The organism is Prevotella veroralis DSM 19559 = JCM 6290 (genome assembly GCF_000377625.1).
Lineage (GTDB): Bacteria > Bacteroidota > Bacteroidia > Bacteroidales > Bacteroidaceae > Prevotella > Prevotella veroralis.
Genome location: NZ_KB898330.1, coordinates 96,227 through 118,174, shown reverse-complemented (window position 1 = coordinate 118,174; position 21,948 = coordinate 96,227). Strand labels below are relative to the sequence as shown.

Sequence of the window (21,948 nt, the reverse complement as noted above, 5' to 3'; positions counted from 1 at the left end):
TACGTTATTTTAGAAATCAAATGATAATTGTTCATCTCCTAAGAGATTGTAACTTTTGCGATGAAATGGCGTTATTCCGTATTGACGGATGGCCTCCCGGTGCTTCTTAGTGGGGTATCCCATATTCGACTGCCAGTCATATTGGGGGTATTTCTCAGCCAGTGAGAGCATGTAATCATCGCGATATGTCTTGGCAAGGATGGATGCAGCGGCTATAGAAAGATACTTTCCATCACCCTTTACGATGGTGGTAAATGGTAAATCTTGATAGGGAGTGAAGCGGTTACCATCAACGATAATGGCTTCGGGACACATCTTGAGTTGATCTAAAGCACGATGCATGGCAAGGAAGGACGCGTTGAGAATGTTTATCTTGTCTATCTCTTCGGGTGTAACAATACCCACAGCCCATGCAAGGGCATCACGTTCAATGATCTTGCGAAGAGCATATCGCTTTTTAGCTGACAACTTCTTGGAATCGTTCAGTAGGTCGTTTTTGTAGTTAGTAGGCAAGATGACTGCCGCTGCATACACACTTCCAGCAAGGCATCCCCTACCTGCTTCATCGCAGCCAGCCTCTATCAACCCTTCATAATAATGACTTTTCAACATGAATAGTACGTCTTAATAGTTAAAGAACCTTTCATTTTAAGTGTATATAACAAATGTTTTTAAGTGAGTGAACATCCTTTGCACGTATCAATCTTACTTTTGCAAGCGTAAACCAAAAATGGTTCTTACACCTTATATATTATATATAGCAACAAACTAAAGCAAAACGATATGAAAAAAGAAATGACTTTCACCGAGCAGAACACATCTTACAACGACCTAAGTCGACTTTTTAAAGATATGAATGTGTGGCTACATGCTCCTGCAGAATGGCTTCGCAATTATTATAGTGCTATCCTTGAGCGGGAGGTGAGCAGCCAACAAGCAGCGTACATAACGCAAGCTCAAATTGCATTTGTTCTATCAGCATTCCCCATAATGATGTCTATCTGGCTGCATATTATCGCTATCTTATGGTTCATAAGAAGCCTGTGGATGTGCAAGAGAGGATAAACTTTGAATACTGAAATAGAGATTTTGCCCCTTATGACACCTATCCTTATTCGTCTTCATACCTACAATGAATGACGAAAGGATGTTTAGTTGGAGGAAATGTCTCTATTTTCTATATCATAAATAGAACGCACGTAAATGCTAAAACATCATTACCACTCGCTTTAATCCTGCTACTAAAGCATCGACTTCTCCGCATGTATTGTACAATCCGAAGGATGCCCTCACTGTACCAAGGACGCCCAAACGATCCATCAAAGGCTGTGCGCAATGATGACCAGTGCGTACCGCAATACCGAGTTGATCGAGGAGAGTACCTAAATCCATGTGATGGATATCACCAACGTTGAAGCTAATAACAGCGTCTCCAGCGTCTTGGTGATGTCCATAAATGTGCATTCCATCAATCTCACGAAGCCTCTGAAGGGCGTAGTGGGTAAGTTTCTGTTCGTGTTGAAAGATGTTATCCATCCCCAAAGCGGATACATAATCGAGGGCTTTGGCAAGTCCGTGAGTAGCTATATAGTCGGGGGTTCCAGCTTCAAACTTCAATGGTGGACGCTCAAAAGTGGTCTTTCCAAAGCTAACATGTTCTATCATCTCGCCACCACCTTGGTATGGAGGCATCTTATCGAGCCACTTCTCTTTACCATAAAGAACGCCTACGCCCGTCGGACCATAGACCTTATGCCCACTGAAAGCAAGGAAGTCACAATCTAAGTCTTGCACATCAACAGCGAAATGAGGTACGCTCTGCGCACCATCAACCATAACGGGTACATCGCATTCATGGGCTATTCGGATCATTTCCTTTACTGGATTGATGCTTCCGAGAACGTTACTTACCTGCGTTACACTGACCAATTTCGTGCGTTTCGAGAAGAGTTTCTCATAAGCATGTAGGTCGAGAACTCCCTCATCGGTCATCGGAATAACCTTAAGAACAATCCCTTTGCGCTGTTCCTGTAACTGCCAAGGAACGATGTTAGAGTGGTGTTCCATGACAGAAACAATCACCTCATCGCCCTCTCGCATACAACCTTCAGTGAAACTGGAGGCAACGAGATTCAAACTCTCTGTCGTTCCACGTGTGAAGACAACCTCTGTAGTGGAACGAGCATTAATGAACTTCTTTACTGTTTCGCGTGCAGCTTCGTGTAAGTCGGTTGCTTGTTGCGACATCCAGTGTACCCCACGATGCACATTTGCATTCACATTAAGATACTCTTCACGCATAGCATCCAGTACACAGAGTGGTTTCTGTGTGGTAGCACCATTATCAAAGTAAACCAGCGGCTTGTCATAAACGGTGCGAGAGAGTATCGGGAAGTCTTCTCTAACTTTATTAATATCGTACATAAAGATACTCGGAAACCCACCCCCAACCCCTCCCGAAGGGAGGGGAGATGGATATGTTATTATTGCTATATAGTCTCTTGAGACTCAAAACTATTCCTCTTCAAGGGAGGGAGATGGATATGTTATTATTGCTATATAGTCTCTTGAGACGCAAAACAATCCTTCTTCAAGCGAGGGAGATGGATATGTTGTTATTGCCATATAGTCTCTTGAGACGCAAAACTATCCCTCTTCAAGCGAGGGAGATGGATATGTTGTTATTGCCATATAGTCTCTTGAGACGCAAAACTATCCCTCTTCAAGGGAAAGGAGATGGATATGTTATTATTGCTATATAGTCTCTTGAGACGCAAAACTATCCCTCTTCAAGGGAAGGGAGAAGGATATGTTATTATTGTTATATAATTTCTAATACTCAACTTCCTACTCGTTTTCAACAGAAGAGAAGTTTGATAAGTTCTTTCGGAAATAATACCTTAGAGCTCCCTCACCCTCACTATCATATCAATCTCCCTCCCTTCGGGAGGGTAAGGGGTGGGTATTTACTTACACAAGTTGCACCCTTCGCACTTATCTAGTTCCCCACGGAAGCGCTTCTCTACCAAATGATGGAGGCGGTCGCGCAGTGGTTCGAGTTCCATCTTGTCGATGACTTCATTGATAAAGGCAAACTCAAGGAGGAGTTTAGCTTCTTTCCTGTCGATACCACGTTGCTCCATATAGAAGAGAGCGGCATCATTGAGCTGCCCAACTGTTGAGCCATGATTACACTGAACATCATCAGCATAAATCTCAAGCATTGGCTGCGTGAACATTCGGGCAGTCTTGCTGGCACAGAGGTTACGGTTATTCTCTTGTGAGAGTGTCTTCTGTGCGCCCTTACGAACGAGTACACGACCTGCGAAAGCACCCACGGCATTCTCGTCGAGTACGTACTTATAGAGTTCGTTGCTTGTGCAATGAGGTACTTGATGGTCGATAAGCGTGTTGTTATCAACATGCTGATTCTTGTCAGCAATCACACAACCATTGCAGAAACACTCGCTGCCCTCACCCTTAAAGACAAGGTCGAGCATGTTTCGGGTTACTCCATTGTGTAGTGTTATGACGTTATGACTTGCACGTGAATTGCGTTGCTGTTCGATATAAACATTCGAAACACGAACATTCTTAGCATGTGTCTCTTCCATACAGTTCAGTTCCAGGTTCGCATTATCGCCCACAAAGGCTTCAATCACTTGTGTTGCAAGGAAGTTTCGGTCGTCAGCTGCGTGGTCACAGAAGAGGAATTGCGCCTTAGCACCTTCTTCGAGCACAATGAGTACACGCCGATTGACCATCAAGTCAACATCTGAACGGAGGATATTTATCACCTGCACCGTACGATCAAGTTGCACATTCTTAGGCACATAGATAAAGAGTCCGTCCTGTGCTAACATCGTATTCAGTGCCGTAACAGCATCTTTCTCAGTGTCAGCCAGCTTTCCATAATACTTACTCACCAATTCTGGATGCTCAATAGCCACATGATTCAAACTGTCAATGACAACTCCATCATTGAGTTTTGCCTTTGGGAGAGCCTTTGTATAGAACTGATCGTTAACTATAAAGTAAAGAGAAGTACTGAGATTGGGCACATCACACTTGAATGTCTCGTATGGATCAACGGGTATTTCAAGCCTGTTGAGATTCAAACCATAATCTGGTTCGAATAGCTTTTGCATGTCCGTGTACTTATAGCGTTCCACCTTCTTTGATGGAAAGCCCAGCCGACGGAAATCGTCAAAAGCCTTATCGCGCACCTCATTCATCACAGGAGCAGCATGATCCTTTATGATTTGCTGCGCCTCTGTATAGAGGTCTATATATTGTTTTTCGCTTTGCATGTTTGTTTTAAGAAGTTTTGAAGCAGTGAAAGAGCAGTTGTTTGTAATCCTTTTTACCGTTTATTACAACCTAAATAGTAGTTTTATAACTCACTGAAAACCATTATATTACAGACAATCAAAATTCTCTTATAAGACAATTTCAACTTTCTACTAACTCTTTTCCTACTCGCTCCATTATGTAAATACTTTTTCTTACACGACGTTATCAGTCGTTATCCACTTCTTCCTTTATCCAATCGTAACCGCGTTGTTCAATCTCCTTCGCCAATTCTGGACCTGCCGTCTTCACGATACGACCTTTATAAAGCACGTGAACAACGTCTGGTTTGATCATATCAAGCAGTCGCTCATAGTGCGTGATGACGATGTATGAGGTTTTATCAGTATGCATCTTGTTAACGCCATCAGCTACAATGCGCATAGCATCAACGTCAAGACCGGAGTCCGTCTCATCCAAAATACTGAGTTTTGGTTCTAACATTGCCATCTGGAAGATTTCATTACGCTTCTTCTCACCACCCGAAAAACCTTCGTTTACACTGCGACGAGAGAGTGTGGAGTCCATCCCCACCAACTGACGTTTCTCACGCATGAGTGCCATAAACTCAGCAGCCTTCATTGGATCTAATCCTTCATAGGCACGTTTCGCATTAATAGCAGCCTTCATGAAGTTGGTCATACTCACGCCTGGTATCTCAACAGGATATTGGAAAGAGAGGAACAAACCCTCGTGAGAGCGGTCTTCTGGCTTCATCTCCAATAGGTTTTTGCCATTAAAAATAGCCATACCATCGGTCACCTCATAGAGAGGATTACCCGTCAGTACGGCACTCAGCGTTGATTTACCCGAACCATTAGGTCCCATGATAGCATGTACCTCACCATCTTTTATCGTGAGGTTGATACCTTTTAATATTTCTTTTCCTGCGATGGTAGCATGCAGGTTTCTTACTTCTAACATATTATTTATTCTTTACTTTAAGATTGTAATCTATTATATCAGCGACAGTTGACAAAATAGCAGAGAAGAAACCGAATCCAGAATCATGATCGCCCTCTACCATACGAGCACGCTCAGTAGCTGCATCTTGCTCGGCAAATACGGACTGAGAAGGGTTGCTATCACCAAAGATAGACTTCGACTTCTTCTTGTAACGTGGTAAGTTGCCTATCATCTCCGAGCCCGTAACTGTACGATAGAGGCGAGTATCAAAGGGCTTGGGTGTATACGGTAACCCCATCACTGACCGGCATGTAATCGCCGTATCTTGCTTCACTTGCTCATCAATCAAATACTTCTGCCACGGTTTTATCTGCCATGACTGGGCTTGAAGTATTGTTGTAAGCAGCAAGCCAGACGTGATAAGAATGACCTTTCGCATATGCTTTGTTCAGTTATATTATCCTACTGTTCCTTCAAGTGTTACAGAGAGAAGTTTCTGTGCCTCAACAGCAAACTCCATTGGAAGTTTGTTGAGAACGTCCTTCGCATAACCATTGACAATCAAACCAACGGCATCCTCTGTTGGTATACCACGCTGATTACAGTAGAAGAGTTGGTCCTCACTAATCTTCGAAGTGGTTGCTTCATGCTCAACAATAGCAGTATCGTTGTGGATGTCCATATAAGGGAATGTATGTGCACCGCAGTCAGAACCTAAGAGAAGAGAGTCACAACTTGAGTAGTTACGAGCGTTCTCCGCATTGGCTGTAGCACGAACCAAGCCACGATAAGAGTTCTGACTATGTCCGGCAGAGATACCTTTCGAGATGATTGTACTCTTCGTATTCTTACCCATGTGAATCATCTTCGTACCAGTATCAGCCTCTTGGTAGTTATTGGTTACAGCAACAGAATAGAACTCTGCCTGTGAGTTATCACCCTTCAACACACAAGAAGGATACTTCCAAGTAATAGCCGAACCTGTCTCTACCTGTGTCCATGACAGTTTTGAGTTTACACCACGAAGCTCGCCACGCTTTGTAACAAGATTCAAGACACCACCCTTACCATTCTCATCACCTGGATACCAGTTCTGAACAGTAGAGTATTTTACCTCTGCATTATCTAACACAACGATTTCAACTACTGCAGCATGCAACTGGTTCTCATCACGCATAGGCGCGGTACAGCCCTCAAGATAGCTGACATACGAATCATCATCAGCCACAATCAGTGTACGTTCGAACTGACCAGTATTGATAGCATTGATGCGGAAGTACGAACTAAGCTCCATCGGACAACGAACTCCTTTCGGTATATACACAAAAGAGCCATCACTAAAGACCGCAGAATTGAGCGCTGCAGAGTAGTTGTCACGATAAGGAACAACACTTCCAAGGTATTTACGCACCAAGTCTGGATGTTCTTTGACTGCTTCACCAATAGAACAGAAGATGATTCCTTTCTCTGCTAACTGCTTCTTAAAGGTTGTCTTCACTGATACGGAGTCCATGATGGCATCAACAGCCGTCCCACTCAGTGCTAATCGCTCTTCCAAAGGAATACCTAACTTATCGAAAGTCTTCTCTAACTCTGGGTCAATCTCCTTATTCTTAGGCTTCTTCGCCAACGGATCAGCATAATAGGAGATATCTTGCAAATGCAAATCAGGCAAATGTAAGTGCCCCCACGTTGGTATCGGGAGAGCTTCCCAGTAATGGAAAGCCTTCAAACGAAAATCGAGGAGCCACTCCGGTTCCCCTTTCTTCTGCGAAATAAGTCGAACGATATCCTCGTTCAGACCCTTTGGTATGACCTCCGTATGTATGTCGGTTGTAAAGCCAAACTCGTACTTTTGCTCTGCAACCTTCTTTACGAATTCATTATTTTTATTCTCTGACATTTGTAACTCAATACTAATATATATGTATGGTATAGGTAGACAAATTACGTGCCACTAGTACAATAGCAACATTTGTTACCAAAAAGAAAGAACCGTCTTTACTCCTTTGATGGAGAAAAGACGGTTCTTTTTATTTTATTATAATTTCTGTTCTACCTCAATCTCCGTGAAGGTTTCGATGATATCACCAACTTGCAAGTCGTTGTAATTAACAAGTGATATACCACATTCAAGTCCTGTTGCGACTTCCTTCACATCGTCCTTATAACGCTTGAGGGCATCAATAGGAGCCGTATGGATTACGATACCATCACGAACGACTCGACCTTTATCCTTGCTGTGAACCTTACCTTCGGTAACCATACCACCAGCAACCGTTCCAACCTTGGATATCTTGAACACTTGTTTCACCTCAAACTGACCAGTGACAATTTCCTTCTTCACCTTGTCAAGCATACCGACCATCGTTGACTTCACATCATCAATAGCGTCATAGATGACAGAGTAAGTATTGATTTCAACACCTTCACGGTCAGCCAAACGGCGTGCATCAGCAGAAGGACGAACCTGAAAACCAACAATGACAGCATCAGAAGCAGATGCTAACATCACATCATTCTCTGAAATCTGCCCTACTGCCTTGCTGATAACATTCACCTTCACCTTCTCTGTTGACAGCTTGATGAATGAGTCAGACAATGCCTCGATAGAACCATCGGTATCACCCTTCACGATAATATTCATCTCATGGAACTCACCACGAGCGATTCGGTGAGAGATATCAGACAATGTAAGACGAGTCTGTGTACGCAAGCCTTGCTCACGCTGAAGCTGCTCACGCTTGTTAGCAATCTCACGTGCCTCCTGCTCAGTCTCCATCACATGGAAAGTATCACCTGCTGTTGGTGCACCATTCAGACCAAGAATAATAGCTGGTTCTGCTGGTCCCGCACTCTCAATGCGTTGGTTACGTTCATTGAACATAGCCTTAATACGACCCCAAGAAGTACCAGCGATGACATTATCACCAATCTTCAACGTACCATTAGAAACAAGTACCGTACTAACATAACCACGCCCCTTATCGAGAGATGATTCGATAATCGTACCTGTTGCCTTACGGTTAGGATTAGCCTTGAGATCCATCATATCAGCTTCAAGCAGTACCTTATCAAGAAGTTCATTAACACCTAATCCCTTCTTAGCACTGATCTCCTGACACTGATACTTACCACCCCACTCTTCAACAAGTAGATTCATCTGTGATAAGTCCTCACGTATCTTATCAGGATTAGCTCCTGGTTTATCAATCTTATTAATAGCAAACACCATTGGCACACCAGCTGCTTGCGCATGAGCAATAGCCTCCTTTGTCGTAGGCATCACAGAGTCGTCAGCAGCGATGATGATAATAGCAATATCCGTTACTTGTGCACCACGAGCACGCATAGCAGTAAATGCTTCGTGACCCGGAGTATCAAGGAAAGTAACCTTCCGACCATTCTCCAATGTCACACTATAGGCGCCAATGTGCTGGGTAATACCACCGGCTTCACCAGCAATCACATTGGTATTACGGATATGGTCAAGCAACGATGTCTTACCATGATCTACATGTCCCATGACAGTAACGATAGGAGCACGTGAAACGAGGTCGTTCTCATCATCTACCTCCTCGCTTACAGCTTCCTGTACTTCTGCACTGACATACTCTGTCTTGAAGCCAAACTCATCAGCAACAAGGTTGATAGTCTCTGCGTCCAAACGCTGGTTAATAGAAACCATAATACCTACAGACATCAACGTTGATATGACATTTGTTACTGGGATATTCATCATTGTAGCCAACTCAGATACGGTAACAAACTCTGTCAACTTCAATATCTTACTTTCCTTACGCTCTGCTTTAGCCTCGGCATTGAGACGTTCCTGTACTGCATCACGCTTTTCCTTACGGTATTTAGCACCTTTCTTATTCTGGCTCTTACTTGTTAAACGAGCAAGAGTCTCCTTTACCTGACGTGCTACAGCCTCATCATCCACCTCTAAAGGTTTCTGATTACGATTGCGATTCTTCTTTCCACCATTCTTGTTACCGCCGTTATTACCACCTTTCTTACCATTCTGGTTCTGCTGCTGATTAGCTGCAGCATTGATGTCAACACGTTCCTTATTAATACGAACACGTTTCTTCTTGCCCTGACCATTATTCTGACCAGCCTTCTCTTCACGCTCTTTACGACGTTCTTCCTTACTCTTCTTCTTAGGACGAGTGCTCTGATTCAGCGTACTGAGATCTATCTTCCCCAATACATTCACCTTTGGTGTATTGAGCATCTTCTTCTCATTCTTGGTCTGGAACAGTCCGTTATCATTCTTATCCTCCACTACTTCAGAATTTGTAGTTGTATTTGATGTTGTCGAAGCAGGCTCTGCCTTTACTTCAGCTTTCACTTCTTTCTTTGGCTCATCATGCTTCTTCTCCACCTTAGACGTATTCACACCCTTTGTGTCAACGACCTTTTTCTCTTTAGAAGTATTTACAGGATTCTCCATCTTAGGCTTAACAGATATTTCAGACTTCACCGTCTCTTTCTTTTCGGCTGGCTTATCATTAACTACAGGCTTATCCACCTTCTCGGTTTTCACAGCCTTTTCAGCCTCTTTCTTATCCTGTGCTTGACTCACGGCAGTAGCAACTACAGGGTCAGACTTTTTTTCAGTAGGAGCAACAGAAGACTTATTGACCGGCTTATTAAGCTGTTCAAGATCTATTTTTCCGACTGGTTTATACTGCGGACGATTAGCCTTTAGGAGCGTTTCAGCCCTATGGTCAGTTGCAGACTTCTTCTCTTTAGGCTTCTTCTGGAAAAGTTTAGCTGCATCATTCTTCACCTCTTTATCGTTCTTAAAGGCTCCGACAAGGGCATTATACTGCTCATCACTGAGTTTGAAGTTCAAGTCACTCTTAACTTCCCCCAACTCTTGTTTCTTCTCCAAGAACTCCACTGCCGTCTGAAGTCCTATATTCAATTCGCGAATTGCTTTGTTTAATCTGATGCTCATTAACTTTATTTTATTCGGTGTTGGGTGCTAGTTGTTGGTTGTTGTATTGCCTTTTGGTAGAGAGGGGTTCCGAACATGGAGTTGAATATAGTCACACCCGTTAGCTATACATCAACAGCCATCACCCACCAACCAATCACCTTTTACTGTTCAAACTCTGACTTCAATATGTTCAAGACATTATCAACAGTCTCTTCCTCTAAGTCAGCTTTCTCAATTAACATCTCACGTGGAGCATTCAATACCTGTCGTGCGGTATCAAGACCAATGCCTTTAATGGCATCGATAACCCACTGATCAATCTCATCAGAGAACTCATCCAAATAGATATCCTCCTCTGCATTCTGTTCATCAAGCTCACGGAACACATCAATAGTATAACCTGTCAGCATACTAGCCAACTTGATATTCATACCACCACGACCGATTGCCAAGCTCACTTCCTCTGGTTGCAAGTAAACCTCCGCCTTCTTATTTTCCTCGTCAATGGTCAAACTGCTAACCTTAGCAGGAGCCAATGCACGTTGGATGAAGAGCTTAGTATTGGCAGTCCAATTGATGACATCGAGGTTCTCGTTGCATAACTCACGAACAATACCATGTACACGACTACCACGTACACCAACGCAAGCACCAACAGGATCAATGCGATCGTCAAAACTTTCAACAGCTATCTTAGCACGTTCACCAGGCATACGAGCAATCTTACGAATGGCTATCAAGCCTTCTGCTATTTCAGGAACTTCTGCCTCCAAAAGTCGCTCCAAGAATTCAGGTGCTGTACGTGAGAGGATAATCTTTGGGTTGTTATTCTCGTTATCAACGCGCAGAATCACCGCACGAATGGTCTCACCCTTACGATACTGATCACGTGGTATCTGCTCACCCTTTGGTAAGATCAACTCGTTATTCTCGTCATCAACAAGCAAAACCTCACGTTTCCATGTTTGATAAACCTCACCGGAAATAATCTGCCCAACGCGATCCTTATATTTATTATATAGTGAATCATGCTCCAATTCAAGGATCTTTGAAGCCAATGTTTGGCGTAGATTCAAGATAGCACGGCGCCCAAACTTATTAAAATCAACCTCCTCACTAACATCCTCACCGACTTCGTAATCGGCTTCTATCTTACGTGCATCCGTCAGACTAATCTCTTTATTCTCGTCTTTAACCTCGCCGTCAGCCACTACTACACGGTTACGATGAATCTCAAAGTCGCCCTTGTCTGGGTTAACAATCACGTCGAAGTTTTCATCGCTACCGAATATCTTTGCGAGAACATTACGGAAGCTCTCTTCCAAAACACTCACAAGTGTTGTGCGATCGATGCTCTTGGTGTCTTTAAACTCCTTAAAGGTCTCGATCATATTCGGACGCTCTTCTTCTACTTTTCTTGCTGCCATAGCCTTTACTTGAAACTTATTATATATTTTGTATACTTTACTTCATCCATCTTGTACGCATGGTCTACATCCATTTTCACTGGACGCTTCTTACCTTCCACTTGTACTTTCTCATTAACAGCAACGACGAAATCATTGCCATCAACGCTCTTCAAAACGCCTTTAACCTTCTTCCCGTCCTTATCCAGCACCTCAACTTCCTTTCCAATGAAGTTCTGATACTGCTGTGGAACCTTGAATGGCTGACCAAGACCAGCAGAACCTACCTCTAACTCATAGTCTTCCTCATCACGTGAAAGGCGATCCTCTATATACTTACTCAGCTCTACACAATCCTCAATCCATACCCCATCGGCATGATCAATTTCAACAACAATCTTGTCATCAGGACTTATTTGAATGTCAACCAGGAAGTATTCCTTACCTTCCAGCCACTCGTCAACGAGACTTTTTACAACGTTTTTATCTATCATAAGCGTTTTAATATGAAAAATGAGGAGCTATCGAAAGCCCCTCATTCCTCTGAACGTGTGCAAAGTTACAAATAAATTCGACACAAGCCAAATGTTTTCTGCATTTTCTTAAAGTATAAGTAGCTCTAATACATATTATATACGTAATTGGCAACCATCGCTATCACACAAGCCTAACTCCATACGCCTGCCTCCCAACACACGCTTTATTATCTTTGTGATAAGCCTTCCAAATCCTCTTAAGAACATATACCTAATTCTGAAAAGATGCTGTTTAAAATAGGAAAATAGACTAAAAATTAGTATTAAATCCATTATTTATCAAATAAAAATAGACTAATTTTTCAGCTTTCCAACGCCCTTTTATAAGAATAAGAACGCCTATCTATAACAAAAAAGATACTCCTTGATAACATCAGAGAGTATCTTCAATCTTTTTAAAACTATCGTCTATTGCCTATGACGATTATTCCTTATTTTGTCTCGGTAGTCTTTTTAGAATCAACTAAAGGCTGTAACACTCTCTTATATGCAGCTGGATCATTCAATAACTCTACTGCCTTTTTCCATTGTTTGTCGAACTGCAAGCCATTTTCCATTGCCCCCCTCTGATAGTAATAAGCAGCAACAAGATCACTTGTCAACAACTGTTTTAAGGTTTGCTTGTTGTAATCAAGATCCTTAGCAATGTTATGATTGAGCTTTTTCTCCAGTGCATCGAATTCTGGTTTAGCATCATCATAATAGCCTTCAAACCTTGCGAGCTTCACAAGACCCTCTAAATACTTCTTGCTTTCACGGTCATATTTGAAGCCACTCTTTAGTACTGCCTGTTTGAAGTCAGCGTAATCTACATCAGAGATAACGAAGCTCTTAGCTGGAGCTATTGTAGGATGTGTTCTCAAATACTTCAATTCCCAGTTCAACATAACCTCGGTTGAATCACGTCCAGAAGCGGTGAGATAGAATGCAATATTAGGTAGAGAGTCAGGTTGTACTTCGATATCTGGCTTAATACCTCCACCATCTCTAACCTCTCGTCCATTGGCTGTGTGGAACACATGTGTCAATGAGTCAGGCACATGTTCGGTGTATCCACCATTAGAGTGCTTATAATTGATAGCTTGGATGCAACGCCCACTAGGGATGTAATACTTGCTGGTTGTCAACTTTAAGTTGGCATTATAAGGGAGATCCATTGATACCTGAACGAGTCCCTTACCGTATGTTCGTGTACCGAGAACAACAGCCCGATCCAAGTCTTGTAAACTGCCACTTGTAATCTCACTGGCACTTGCGGTCTCATCACTCACTAAAACAACTATTGGCATAACTGTATCTATTGGCTCTACAGTTGTCTTGTATTCCTTATTCGCGCGTTCCATCTTTCCAACGGTCTTCACCAATGTGATACCCTTCGGAACAAACATGTTTACGATATTGATAGCCTCTTGCAGACTTCCACCACCATTATTACGAAGGTCGAAGACAAGCGACTTCATACCTTGTTTTTTCATATCAAGAAAGGCGCGACGAACGTCCTTTGAACAATCAGTTGTGAAAGAGTTGAGATTTAAATAGCCCACACCATTATCCTGCAAGCCATAGTATGGCACTGCTGGTAATTGGATGGAACGACGCGTAATCTTAAACTTCATCTTCTTTCCCGTTGATGGTCTCTTTATCGTGAGGACGAACCGTGAGCCCGCATCACCACGTAGCCTGTTACTAACATAGGATACATCTTTACCCACCATAGACGAGTCGCCGATAGCAAGAATAATATCGCCCTTCTTCAATCCAGCCTCTGCAGCAGGCATATTCTCGTATGGCTGATCAATAATCGTATTCTTTATAGCAAAGTTATAACGTATTATTGCACCGATACCAGCATACTTACCTGATATCATCAAGTCGAGATCTTTCACCTTATCTGCAGGGTAATACACCGTATAAGGGTCCAACGAATGAAGCATATAATTAATACCATTGCCTACAACCTCATCTGCATTGAGGGTGTCAACATACATCAAGTCAAGGTATTTATATATGGCGGAGAAGGTCTCAAGATTCTTTGCTACTTTAAAATTATGATCCTTTTCGGTATTATTCTGTGCCATCGCAGCACCACCGAAAGTAAGAATACAGAGACTAAATACTATAAACAGTTTTCTCATTACTTATGTTTTGTTTGTAAGTTATGCGGTTATCTACGGAACAAAAGTACATTATTATAATCGAAAACACATAATATCGAGGATAAAATAAAGGATTTTCCTCTTTAATTAAAAAATCTTCTCAAAACATTTGGTAGTTACAAATAAACATACTACCTTTGCAACCGCTTACAAGAAACAAGCACTGCTTCAGTAGCTCAGTTGGTTAGAGCACCTGACTGTTAATCAGGGGGTCGTTGGTTCAAGCCCATCCTGGAGCGCATAGAAAAGGAAGTTCTCAATTACAGAACTTCCTTTTTTCGTTTATTAAAAACAAAGCCTTAACAATCACATACTATTCTTAAAGAGGGGAATTAGCCCCTACCTAAACACCATAACACAGCGAGTTTACCCATAGCCCATAAAGAGAGAGGGCACATAAGACCCTGATTAAGGTGTCTATGTACCCTCTTTAGTTATTGATGTCTGCTAAAGCTCTTACTTACTTTGATCTCCAAAGACCATGAAGGTTGCAATATTCACGTGCGTAAACCTCCTTAGCATCTGTCTTGAAGACTGCCACAGGCTTGTCTGTTGGAGTTAGATACTTACGGAGGACTTCGTTGTTTTCGGTAATCAATTCGATCCATTGGATGGAATGAGCCTCTGTCATTGGGTGCTCAACCTCACCAACTGTAACACGATAACCGCCTTCGATCTTCTCAACCACTGGTACATGCTTCTCGGTGGCAGCATCGGTTGTGTTCTCTTTAACTGGTTGCAAGTTACCTAACTCGCACTCTCCACCAACCAATACTTCTACTAAACTACCCGTCTCTGGGCACTTATATACATCGTTTCTTGTCGCCATAATAAATTATTAATTAATGTTCGGATGCAAATTTAAGAGTATTTGTTGGAAGAAAAGAAACTATCCTTTGTAAATATTACAAGCCTTACATTATTTAACAGTTAGTACTGACTAATGGAGAAAGAAGCAGGGATAAGAGAAGTGCTATTCGACTTACAATATAAAAAGAAAGGAAGGCGAACACCACTGTGAACGCCCTCGCTTATTGTCATTCAAAACTTGTTATCTAAGTAAACATATTGTTTTGAACCATTCAAACATAAAAACTTAAACCTAAAACCATTACTTCTACATTAATTAAAAGTATGAACTAAAACCTAATCTATCTATCTTATAATAACCTTCTTACCATTGTGAATATAGATACCAGCCTGTGTTGGCACTTTAGAAAGGCGTTGCCCAGACAGGGTGTAATAATGGTTATCGGTGCTGGCTGGTGCTTCTTTACCACGTACATTATCAATCTTTGTCACGCTAAAAGTCACATCATTCACCTTATATTTTCCATCTTCTTTCGTACTTGTAACCACAAAGTAAGAGGTTTTATTCACTCGTTCAATATCAAGGGTCTGGCTATTAGCAGCCGTTGTAGCCGTTCCTATGTTAAAAACAAAGTTGACATAATCATTCGCCTTATTGAGTGTGTATTCCTTACAGAACCATGTCTTGCCATTCACTGTAGCCTTATTTGTCACCTTACCACCCGGCCAAGACGTTCCGACATGAGTACCACCCCAAGAGTGAATATTCACATAATCGTTCCAACCCACCTGCTCCGTATTCACGTAAACACGGATAGTTTGAGGTACGAAAGGCGCTGGCTGCTTCACCATATACGTGCGTGTGAGCACCTGCTCCCCTACTTTACCATTCGACAACACTGCCACCTTTAATATAGTCTTCCCCTCAGGCAATGTGATTTCAGTACCATTTGCCACTTTCCGACTACCTACCGTCGGTGTTGAACCATCTAAGGTATAAACCAATCGAGCGTTATCATCAGCAGAAACAGCCACCAGTTTAACCTTCAAGTTCTCACTTTCATAACTTCCATTAGCCTTATCCGCCCATGGCAATTCAGCCTCTCGTGCAAGATAATAAGCATAGTGATAACCACTCAACAGCTTTTTATAACGTGAAGAAGGAACAACCAGTTGGTTCGCACCTTTACCCACAACGACAAGCAAATCGCCCTTCTCTCCCTTCACAACATTGGCATAATAATCCTTTGAAGAGCGATACATCTGATACGCACTCTCGTTAGTAATCCCTGCCAACTTGCGTGCGTCAATCATAGCCTTTATCTCTTTTGGATAAGCAAGATAATGTTTATAGAACACACAAGGCGTTCCTGGCATAGCTAAAAGATAGGCATTAGCAGCCAACGTATCCCTTCGGATAGGGTCTTGTTGTTCTGAAGCAGAGCGATACTCAACATCATGGTTTTCAACGAAAGTCACTGAATAACGCTTGTAATCACCATTATCAACATTCAACCCCGTAGTATAATTGTTGCCTAATACAGCCCAATTCTGACTATTGATAGCATCACGAACGGAATAACGGAAGGCGAAATCGAAAGCAGCACTACGCTTTCCCGTACCATCAATCCATGCCTTTACCGTATTCGCATTGCCGTCCCAATACTCGCCAACAGAGTACTTCACGCCTGCTGCAGTATTATAATCACCAACATGAGAAGCGCCAAATCCCTTCACCATATCATATCGGAAACCAGCATAACCAAGGTCATTGAGCAAGTAATCTTCGTATGCTTTGACAATCGTTTGTACGTTCTGACTATTGTGATCAAGGTCGCGCATACCATCCCAATCCTGTCCTTCATCATTGTTCCGACTCAACTGCACGCCCTCTTTCCGAGCCTGTTCGCCCGCTTTTTCGCGATCATCATTAGCGCAGACATCAGTAGACTGGTGCTGATAAGTAACTCCTTTATATGTCTCGGCAGGGAATCCAAACCATCCATTATTCGTTCCGTGATGATTAATCACTACATCGGCAATCGTCCCAATATGCTTCTCTTTGAAGGTACGAATCATACTCTTGAGTTCTGCCTCCGTACCGAACGATGAGTTCTGATTGAAATAATAGAGCGGATCATAGCCCATCGACTTCGAGCCAGCAGCCTTACCACTCTGCGGAACCCATACAAGGTCGAAGTAACCCGATAGGTCGTCGGCTTTCTTTTCAAGCACTGTCCACTGCGAATCATCAAACGAATCCCAATAAAAACCTTGTAACATCACACCGCCATAACTGCTTGGCCAACCTTGTGCCATCGCACAGATGCAACATAAAGAGGCACATAAACTTGTCAAAATACGTTTCATGTAGATTTCAATTTTTAGTTAATTCTTGTCAATGAGCACAAAGTTAGTGATTTACAACACATTATCTTACTATACAGCTTACGGTTTACTCTTTTTTTCATGCAAACGTTTGCACTTCGAACAGGGTATGGTCACAACCACAACTAACGGCTATCACACCCCCACGTCTTCCTTTCCTCCACCCTACGATACGCTCATTCTGATTCAAGATAATACACTTTCAAGCACTACCAGTGCATAGTAATGAGAGTTTCAGGCATTGAGACTGTGCGTTCCATGTATTGAAACCCTGCGTTCCATATACTGAAACTCTACGTTCCATTTATTGAGATAATAAGTTTCATAGACTGAAACTTAAACAAACAATATATACCACTAATGAAAGAGACTATCATTGAAGAGGAAAGATAAGTCTTTATGACATACAAATAGCGTACTTTAACGTTTTTCTTGATAGTAAACAGCTTATTAAAGTATAATTGTTATCTTTGTAATCTAATACAATAAAAATCATTGTCAAGCTTTACATTTCCACCTTCTGAGCTGTAAGAATAGTGTATGATACATGAAAATACTGACATAGAAAGGCTTTTCAAGCGTTATTACCAACCGATGTATCGGGTGGCAAAAGGGATTCTCTACGATCAAGATGAATGTAAAGACGTGGTGAGTGACGTGTTTGCCAAGGTCTTTGAAGAGGGTATAATACTGCTTCCAGAGACGGAGGAAGGCTATTTGATAAGGGCTGTTCGCAATCGTTGTCTGAATATTATTGCACATAAAGACATACGAGAAAGGACCTCAAAACTACTTTTGAATGATGCAGAGACTATTCTCTCCGAAGATGACGAAACCCTACTTGACCGCCTAATGCTACTCATTGAACATTTAGAGCCGCCTATTCGTCGTCAGATTCTGCGCCTACGTCATGTGCAAGGACTACCCTTTCAGCGCATTGCCGATGACTTAGGCGTGAGCAGAGTAACTGTGTATCACCATCTTTCAGAGGCTATTAACATCATTAAAAGGCAACTTAACCAAGCAAGACAATGAACAACAAGCAATCAGAAGAGAAACAAAGGATATTCCTCAACATGCTGGATCATCCTGAGAAATACACCACGAAAGAGATAGAAGCACTGCTTGCAGATGAGGAGATAAGCTCGTTTGCATCCTATCTGGCTATGACTAAACGTGCTATGAAACGTCATGAGGATGAGGACATAGACGTTAATGCCGAGTGGGAACGCTTTGCGATAGAACATTCTATACCACAAAGACGCAACTGGAAGCGGATTGCGGCATCTACTATCGGTATCATCTTTATATCAGGCTTGGCGTTTGCTGCTACAGTTCAGTTGGGTATTCTACCTTTCTTTGGTAGTAAAGAGGAGGTTGAAACACACCCAAAAACTCCTCATATAACGGCTACAGACTCTATAAAGAAGGCGCAGGCAGAACGCAAAGCAGTTTCAGACAGCCTTAACCGAGTACTCCTTCACAAGACAGATAGTATTCCTCTGCAACCTATTGTGTTTGAGGATACATCTTTGAAGACCATCGTTGATGCTATGGCAGCATATTATCATATCGACGTGAAAGTGCTAAATCCAGTATCAACACACATCCGTCTCTACTTCAAATGGGATAGACAGGGTAGTCTTCAACAGAATATTGAACTGCTGAATGCCTTTGACCGCGTAAAAGTTAGCTATTCTGATAACACATTAACAATAGAGTAAAGCTATGGAAAGATATCTTATTATTCTGCTACTCCTCATCAGCTCGCATGGAGTATCAGCCCAACGTATCAGTCGACAATATAATAATGTATCCATGGCGCAGGCGTTGAAGGAGTTAAACCACCTGCAAAACCGATACACCGTGAACTTCATTTACAACGACTTAGAGGACTTCCGCATCACTACTAACATCAGGAACAAGAGTGTTCCAGATGCTATTGAACAACTCATAGGCTTCTATCCCATCCGAATGACACGTCGCGGAGACGTTATCATGGTGGAATGTACACACAAGACAAGGCGACATCTGACAGGAAAGGTCATTGATGAGACCGGACAGCCAGTGCCTTACGCTAATGTTCTACTATTGTCTGTTGTCGACTCCACTGCTATATCAGGTGGAGTTAGCAATGAAAGTGGTGTCTTCGTAGTACCATTTGAGCCATCAAAGGTCATCGCCCGCATTAGTTACGTGGGTTATAAACCAGTCTATCGTACCTTTTCAACAGAGCAAGCAGGTATCATTCAGCTTCAACCCGATGCCTTAAAACTGAAGGAAGTGACCATTAAAACATCCCGTCCACTATACAAACAGACCAGTGGAGGGATGAGTATCAACGTTGAAAATTCCCTTTTATCGAAATTAGGAACAGCTATGGATGTCTTAGGACAGCTCCCTCGTGTCACAACCAATGGTGATAATGTGCAGGTGTTTGCCAAGGGTACACCGCTTATATACCTCAATAATCGCAGAATAAGCGATATGAAAGAACTTACGGAACTAAAGTCTGACAACATAAAGAGTGTAGAAGTCATTACAAGTCCCGGTGCGCAATACGATGCACAAGTACAGTCTGTCATCCGAATCAAGACTATTCGCAGGCAAGCTAACGGTCTTAGCTTTCGCAATGATACTCGGATAGAATACAATGGGAAGTGGACAGGTTCGGAGGCAACCAAGTTTACCTATAGAACTAAGCACTGGGAGCTTTTCAATAACCTCACTTGGATGAACTATAAAGACCAAGAGAAGAATTATCTCTGCTCTCAAATACATACCAGTAGAGAGGATATTGAGACGCAACAACATATCAGATACGAGGGTAACCATAATATCTTTTCCGAAAATATTGGTGCTTCTTACTTGGTAAATGATAGCAATACCATCGGTGGAGCTTATCGTTATTACACCGACTATCACATGGATGGGTCTATAAATAACAACCAAAACATCTATAAGAATGGTACTTTAGAAGGAACAATAGCACAGAAAGGAGACGTGGAAGTGCGTGTTCCTGCTCGACATCAGGCAGACTTGTATTATGTGGGACGGCTTGGAAAACTTAGCATAGACTTCAATGCTTCTTACATGAGTATAGGCACAAAAGAAAGACACGCCCAATCGGAACACTCCAACGAGTTCCCTAATCGTGAAGTACACTCCACGGGTAACCAACACAGCAACCTCTGGGCAGGGAAACTGGTTCTTAGTCACCCGTTATGGGGCGGAAATATATACTGGGGAACGGAACTTTCCAGCACAAACTCACGTGGAGATTTCAATAACAAAGAGCAGATTGTAGCGGCATCAGAGACCAATATCAAGGGAAGGTATCATGCGCTATTCACTGAATATACCCATTCTTTCGGCAATTTCATACTTAACACAGGACTAAGATATGAGCATGTAACCTCCAACTATTACTCTTTTGGAGTGAAACAAGACGATGCCAGTAAACATTACAGCAATCTCTTTCCCTCCTTCTCACTATCATGGAATCACGAGAAGTGGAGCTTTCAACTCAATTATAGCAACAAAATCCATCGTCCAAGCTACCGTACTCTGCGCAACTTCATACAGTATAACAATCGTTATGCCTATGAAGGGGGTAATCCGGAACTGCATCCTGAACAGATACACAACGTAGAAATAAACGGGATATATCGTTGGTTGAGTCTATCTATAGGCTATAAATACTACAAAGACGTGATGTTCTGGACTCATAAACTATACAATAATCAGGCTATCTCATTCTCTTCAACCTACAACTACGACCATTCTGAGAACCTTTATGCAAGTATCTCAGCTTCTCCTAAGTTCGGGTTATATCATCCAACAGCACAGTTTCATTACATGCAGCAGTGTTTCCACGCACCATCAGACGATGGAACATTAGTGAAGAACAGCCCTTGTTTCATCTTCTCATTAAACAACACGTTTGCTTTCAGTAAGTCTTTCATAGCAAGCATATACTTCAGAGCACGCACGAAGCTGTACGATGGATTCCAAACAATCAATGGATTCGCAAAGACCAATATATTTCTTCGCAAGTCATTCTGCAACGAAAAACTCATATTCACAATCTCGGCTGACGATATCTTCAAGTCCGAACGTGAGCGATGGACGCTTCATGGCTATGGAACAACATTAGACAAAGATTGCTACAACTACTCCCGCGCTGTCTCACTGACCGTCACTTACAACTTTAATGCTAAGCGAAGCAAATACAAAGGTACGGGTGCTGGCAATGCAGAGAAGTCCAGATTGTAGCCAAGCAGAACTCATATAATAGACATTATCAGCGTATGGTAATGGGATTTTCACGCCGTGAGACGGTGTGTATCAGCGCATGATACTCTGTGTCTCACATACTTGAAACTCTATGTTTCATAGGCTTGAGACTGTGCGTTTCAGAGCCTGAGACGATGCGTTCCATAGGA

At 42.3% G+C, this 21,948-nt stretch carries 16 protein-coding genes and 1 tRNA gene; 5 read left to right on the top strand and 12 right to left on the bottom strand.

Translation table 11 applies throughout. The annotated features are described in order from the left end of the window. Positions 1–9: 9 nt before the first annotated feature. Positions 10–612, bottom strand: a complete 603-nt coding sequence (locus tag D464_RS0106925) for a ribonuclease HII (RefSeq protein ID WP_018910756.1) — start codon at positions 610–612, stop codon at positions 10–12. Positions 613–783: 171 nt separating this feature from the next. Between D464_RS0106925 and D464_RS0106920 the strand changes: the two genes are divergently transcribed. Further along, positions 784–1,065 carry a hypothetical protein gene (locus D464_RS0106920; RefSeq protein WP_018910755.1) on the top strand — a complete coding sequence of 94 codons (282 nt, stop codon included), beginning with the start codon at positions 784–786 and terminating at the stop codon, positions 1,063–1,065. A gap of 141 nt (positions 1,066–1,206) precedes the next feature. Here the strand turns inward: D464_RS0106920 and D464_RS0106915 are convergent, their stop codons facing one another. The 9 genes from D464_RS0106915 to D464_RS0106870 form a co-directional block, all read right to left on the bottom strand. Continuing rightward, entirely contained in the window at positions 1,207–2,424 is a 1,218-nt protein-coding gene (locus tag D464_RS0106915; protein ID WP_018910754.1) for an aminotransferase class V-fold PLP-dependent enzyme, read from the bottom strand. Between the two features lie 542 nt (positions 2,425–2,966). Then, positions 2,967–4,310, bottom strand: coding sequence for a Fe-S cluster assembly protein SufD (sufD, locus tag D464_RS0106905; protein WP_018910752.1), 1,344 nt, complete (start codon positions 4,308–4,310; stop codon positions 2,967–2,969). A 208-nt stretch (positions 4,311–4,518) separates the two neighbouring features. Next, a complete protein-coding gene (gene sufC / locus D464_RS0106900) occupies positions 4,519–5,274 on the bottom strand; it encodes a Fe-S cluster assembly ATPase SufC (protein ID WP_004382862.1) in 756 nt (251 codons plus the stop codon). Position 5,275: 1 nt separating this feature from the next. After that, positions 5,276–5,695 carry a hypothetical protein gene (locus D464_RS0106895; protein ID WP_018910751.1) on the bottom strand — a complete coding sequence of 140 codons (420 nt, stop codon included), beginning with the start codon at positions 5,693–5,695 and terminating at the stop codon, positions 5,276–5,278. Positions 5,696–5,713: 18 nt separating this feature from the next. Then, entirely contained in the window at positions 5,714–7,159 is a 1,446-nt protein-coding gene (gene sufB, locus D464_RS0106890; protein WP_018910750.1) for a Fe-S cluster assembly protein SufB, read from the bottom strand. A 138-nt stretch (positions 7,160–7,297) separates the two neighbouring features. Next, positions 7,298–10,225, bottom strand: coding sequence for a translation initiation factor IF-2 (gene infB / locus D464_RS0106885; RefSeq protein ID WP_018910749.1), 2,928 nt, complete (start codon positions 10,223–10,225; stop codon positions 7,298–7,300). Positions 10,226–10,368: 143 nt separating this feature from the next. Then, the gene (gene nusA / locus D464_RS0106880) at positions 10,369–11,634 is read right to left on the bottom strand and encodes a transcription termination factor NusA (protein WP_004382866.1); all 1,266 of its coding nucleotides are present in this window, start codon (positions 11,632–11,634) and stop codon (positions 10,369–10,371) included. 5 nt (positions 11,635–11,639) lie between these two features. Further along, positions 11,640–12,107, bottom strand: a complete 468-nt coding sequence (rimP, locus tag D464_RS0106875; protein WP_018910748.1) for a ribosome assembly cofactor RimP — start codon at positions 12,105–12,107, stop codon at positions 11,640–11,642. Between the two features lie 473 nt (positions 12,108–12,580). After that, the gene (locus tag D464_RS0106870; RefSeq protein WP_018910747.1) at positions 12,581–14,284 is read right to left on the bottom strand and encodes a S41 family peptidase; all 1,704 of its coding nucleotides are present in this window, start codon (positions 14,282–14,284) and stop codon (positions 12,581–12,583) included. Positions 14,285–14,470: 186 nt separating this feature from the next. Here D464_RS0106870 and D464_RS0106865 point away from each other — a divergent pair. Beyond that, positions 14,471–14,544 (top strand) — tRNA-Asn (locus tag D464_RS0106865). Between the two features lie 221 nt (positions 14,545–14,765). Here the strand turns inward: D464_RS0106865 and D464_RS0106860 are convergent. Both D464_RS0106860 and D464_RS0106855 read right to left on the bottom strand, forming a co-directional pair. Next, on the bottom strand, positions 14,766–15,134 hold the full coding sequence (locus tag D464_RS0106860; protein WP_018910746.1) for a desulfoferrodoxin family protein: 369 nt from the start codon (positions 15,132–15,134) through the stop codon (positions 14,766–14,768). A gap of 326 nt (positions 15,135–15,460) precedes the next feature. Further along, positions 15,461–17,485, bottom strand: coding sequence for an alpha-amylase family glycosyl hydrolase (locus D464_RS0106855; protein ID WP_024985755.1), 2,025 nt, complete (start codon positions 17,483–17,485; stop codon positions 15,461–15,463). Positions 17,486–18,043: 558 nt separating this feature from the next. Between D464_RS0106855 and D464_RS0106850 the strand changes: the two genes are divergently transcribed. Genes D464_RS0106850 through D464_RS0106840 form a run of 3 tightly spaced genes read left to right on the top strand, consistent with a single transcriptional unit; the run spans position 18,044 to position 21,778 of the window. Continuing rightward, positions 18,044–18,538 (top strand): sigma-70 family RNA polymerase sigma factor, encoded by a 495-nt coding sequence (locus D464_RS0106850; RefSeq protein ID WP_018910744.1) that lies wholly within the window; start codon positions 18,044–18,046, stop codon positions 18,536–18,538. Further along, the gene (locus D464_RS0106845) at positions 18,535–19,227 is read left to right on the top strand and encodes a DUF4974 domain-containing protein (protein ID WP_018910743.1); all 693 of its coding nucleotides are present in this window, start codon (positions 18,535–18,537) and stop codon (positions 19,225–19,227) included. Before D464_RS0106850 ends, D464_RS0106845 begins: the two co-directional genes overlap by 4 nt. 4 nt (positions 19,228–19,231) lie before the next feature. After that, positions 19,232–21,778 carry an outer membrane beta-barrel family protein gene (locus tag D464_RS0106840; RefSeq protein ID WP_018910742.1) on the top strand — a complete coding sequence of 849 codons (2,547 nt, stop codon included), beginning with the start codon at positions 19,232–19,234 and terminating at the stop codon, positions 21,776–21,778. Positions 21,779–21,948 lie beyond the last annotated feature (170 nt).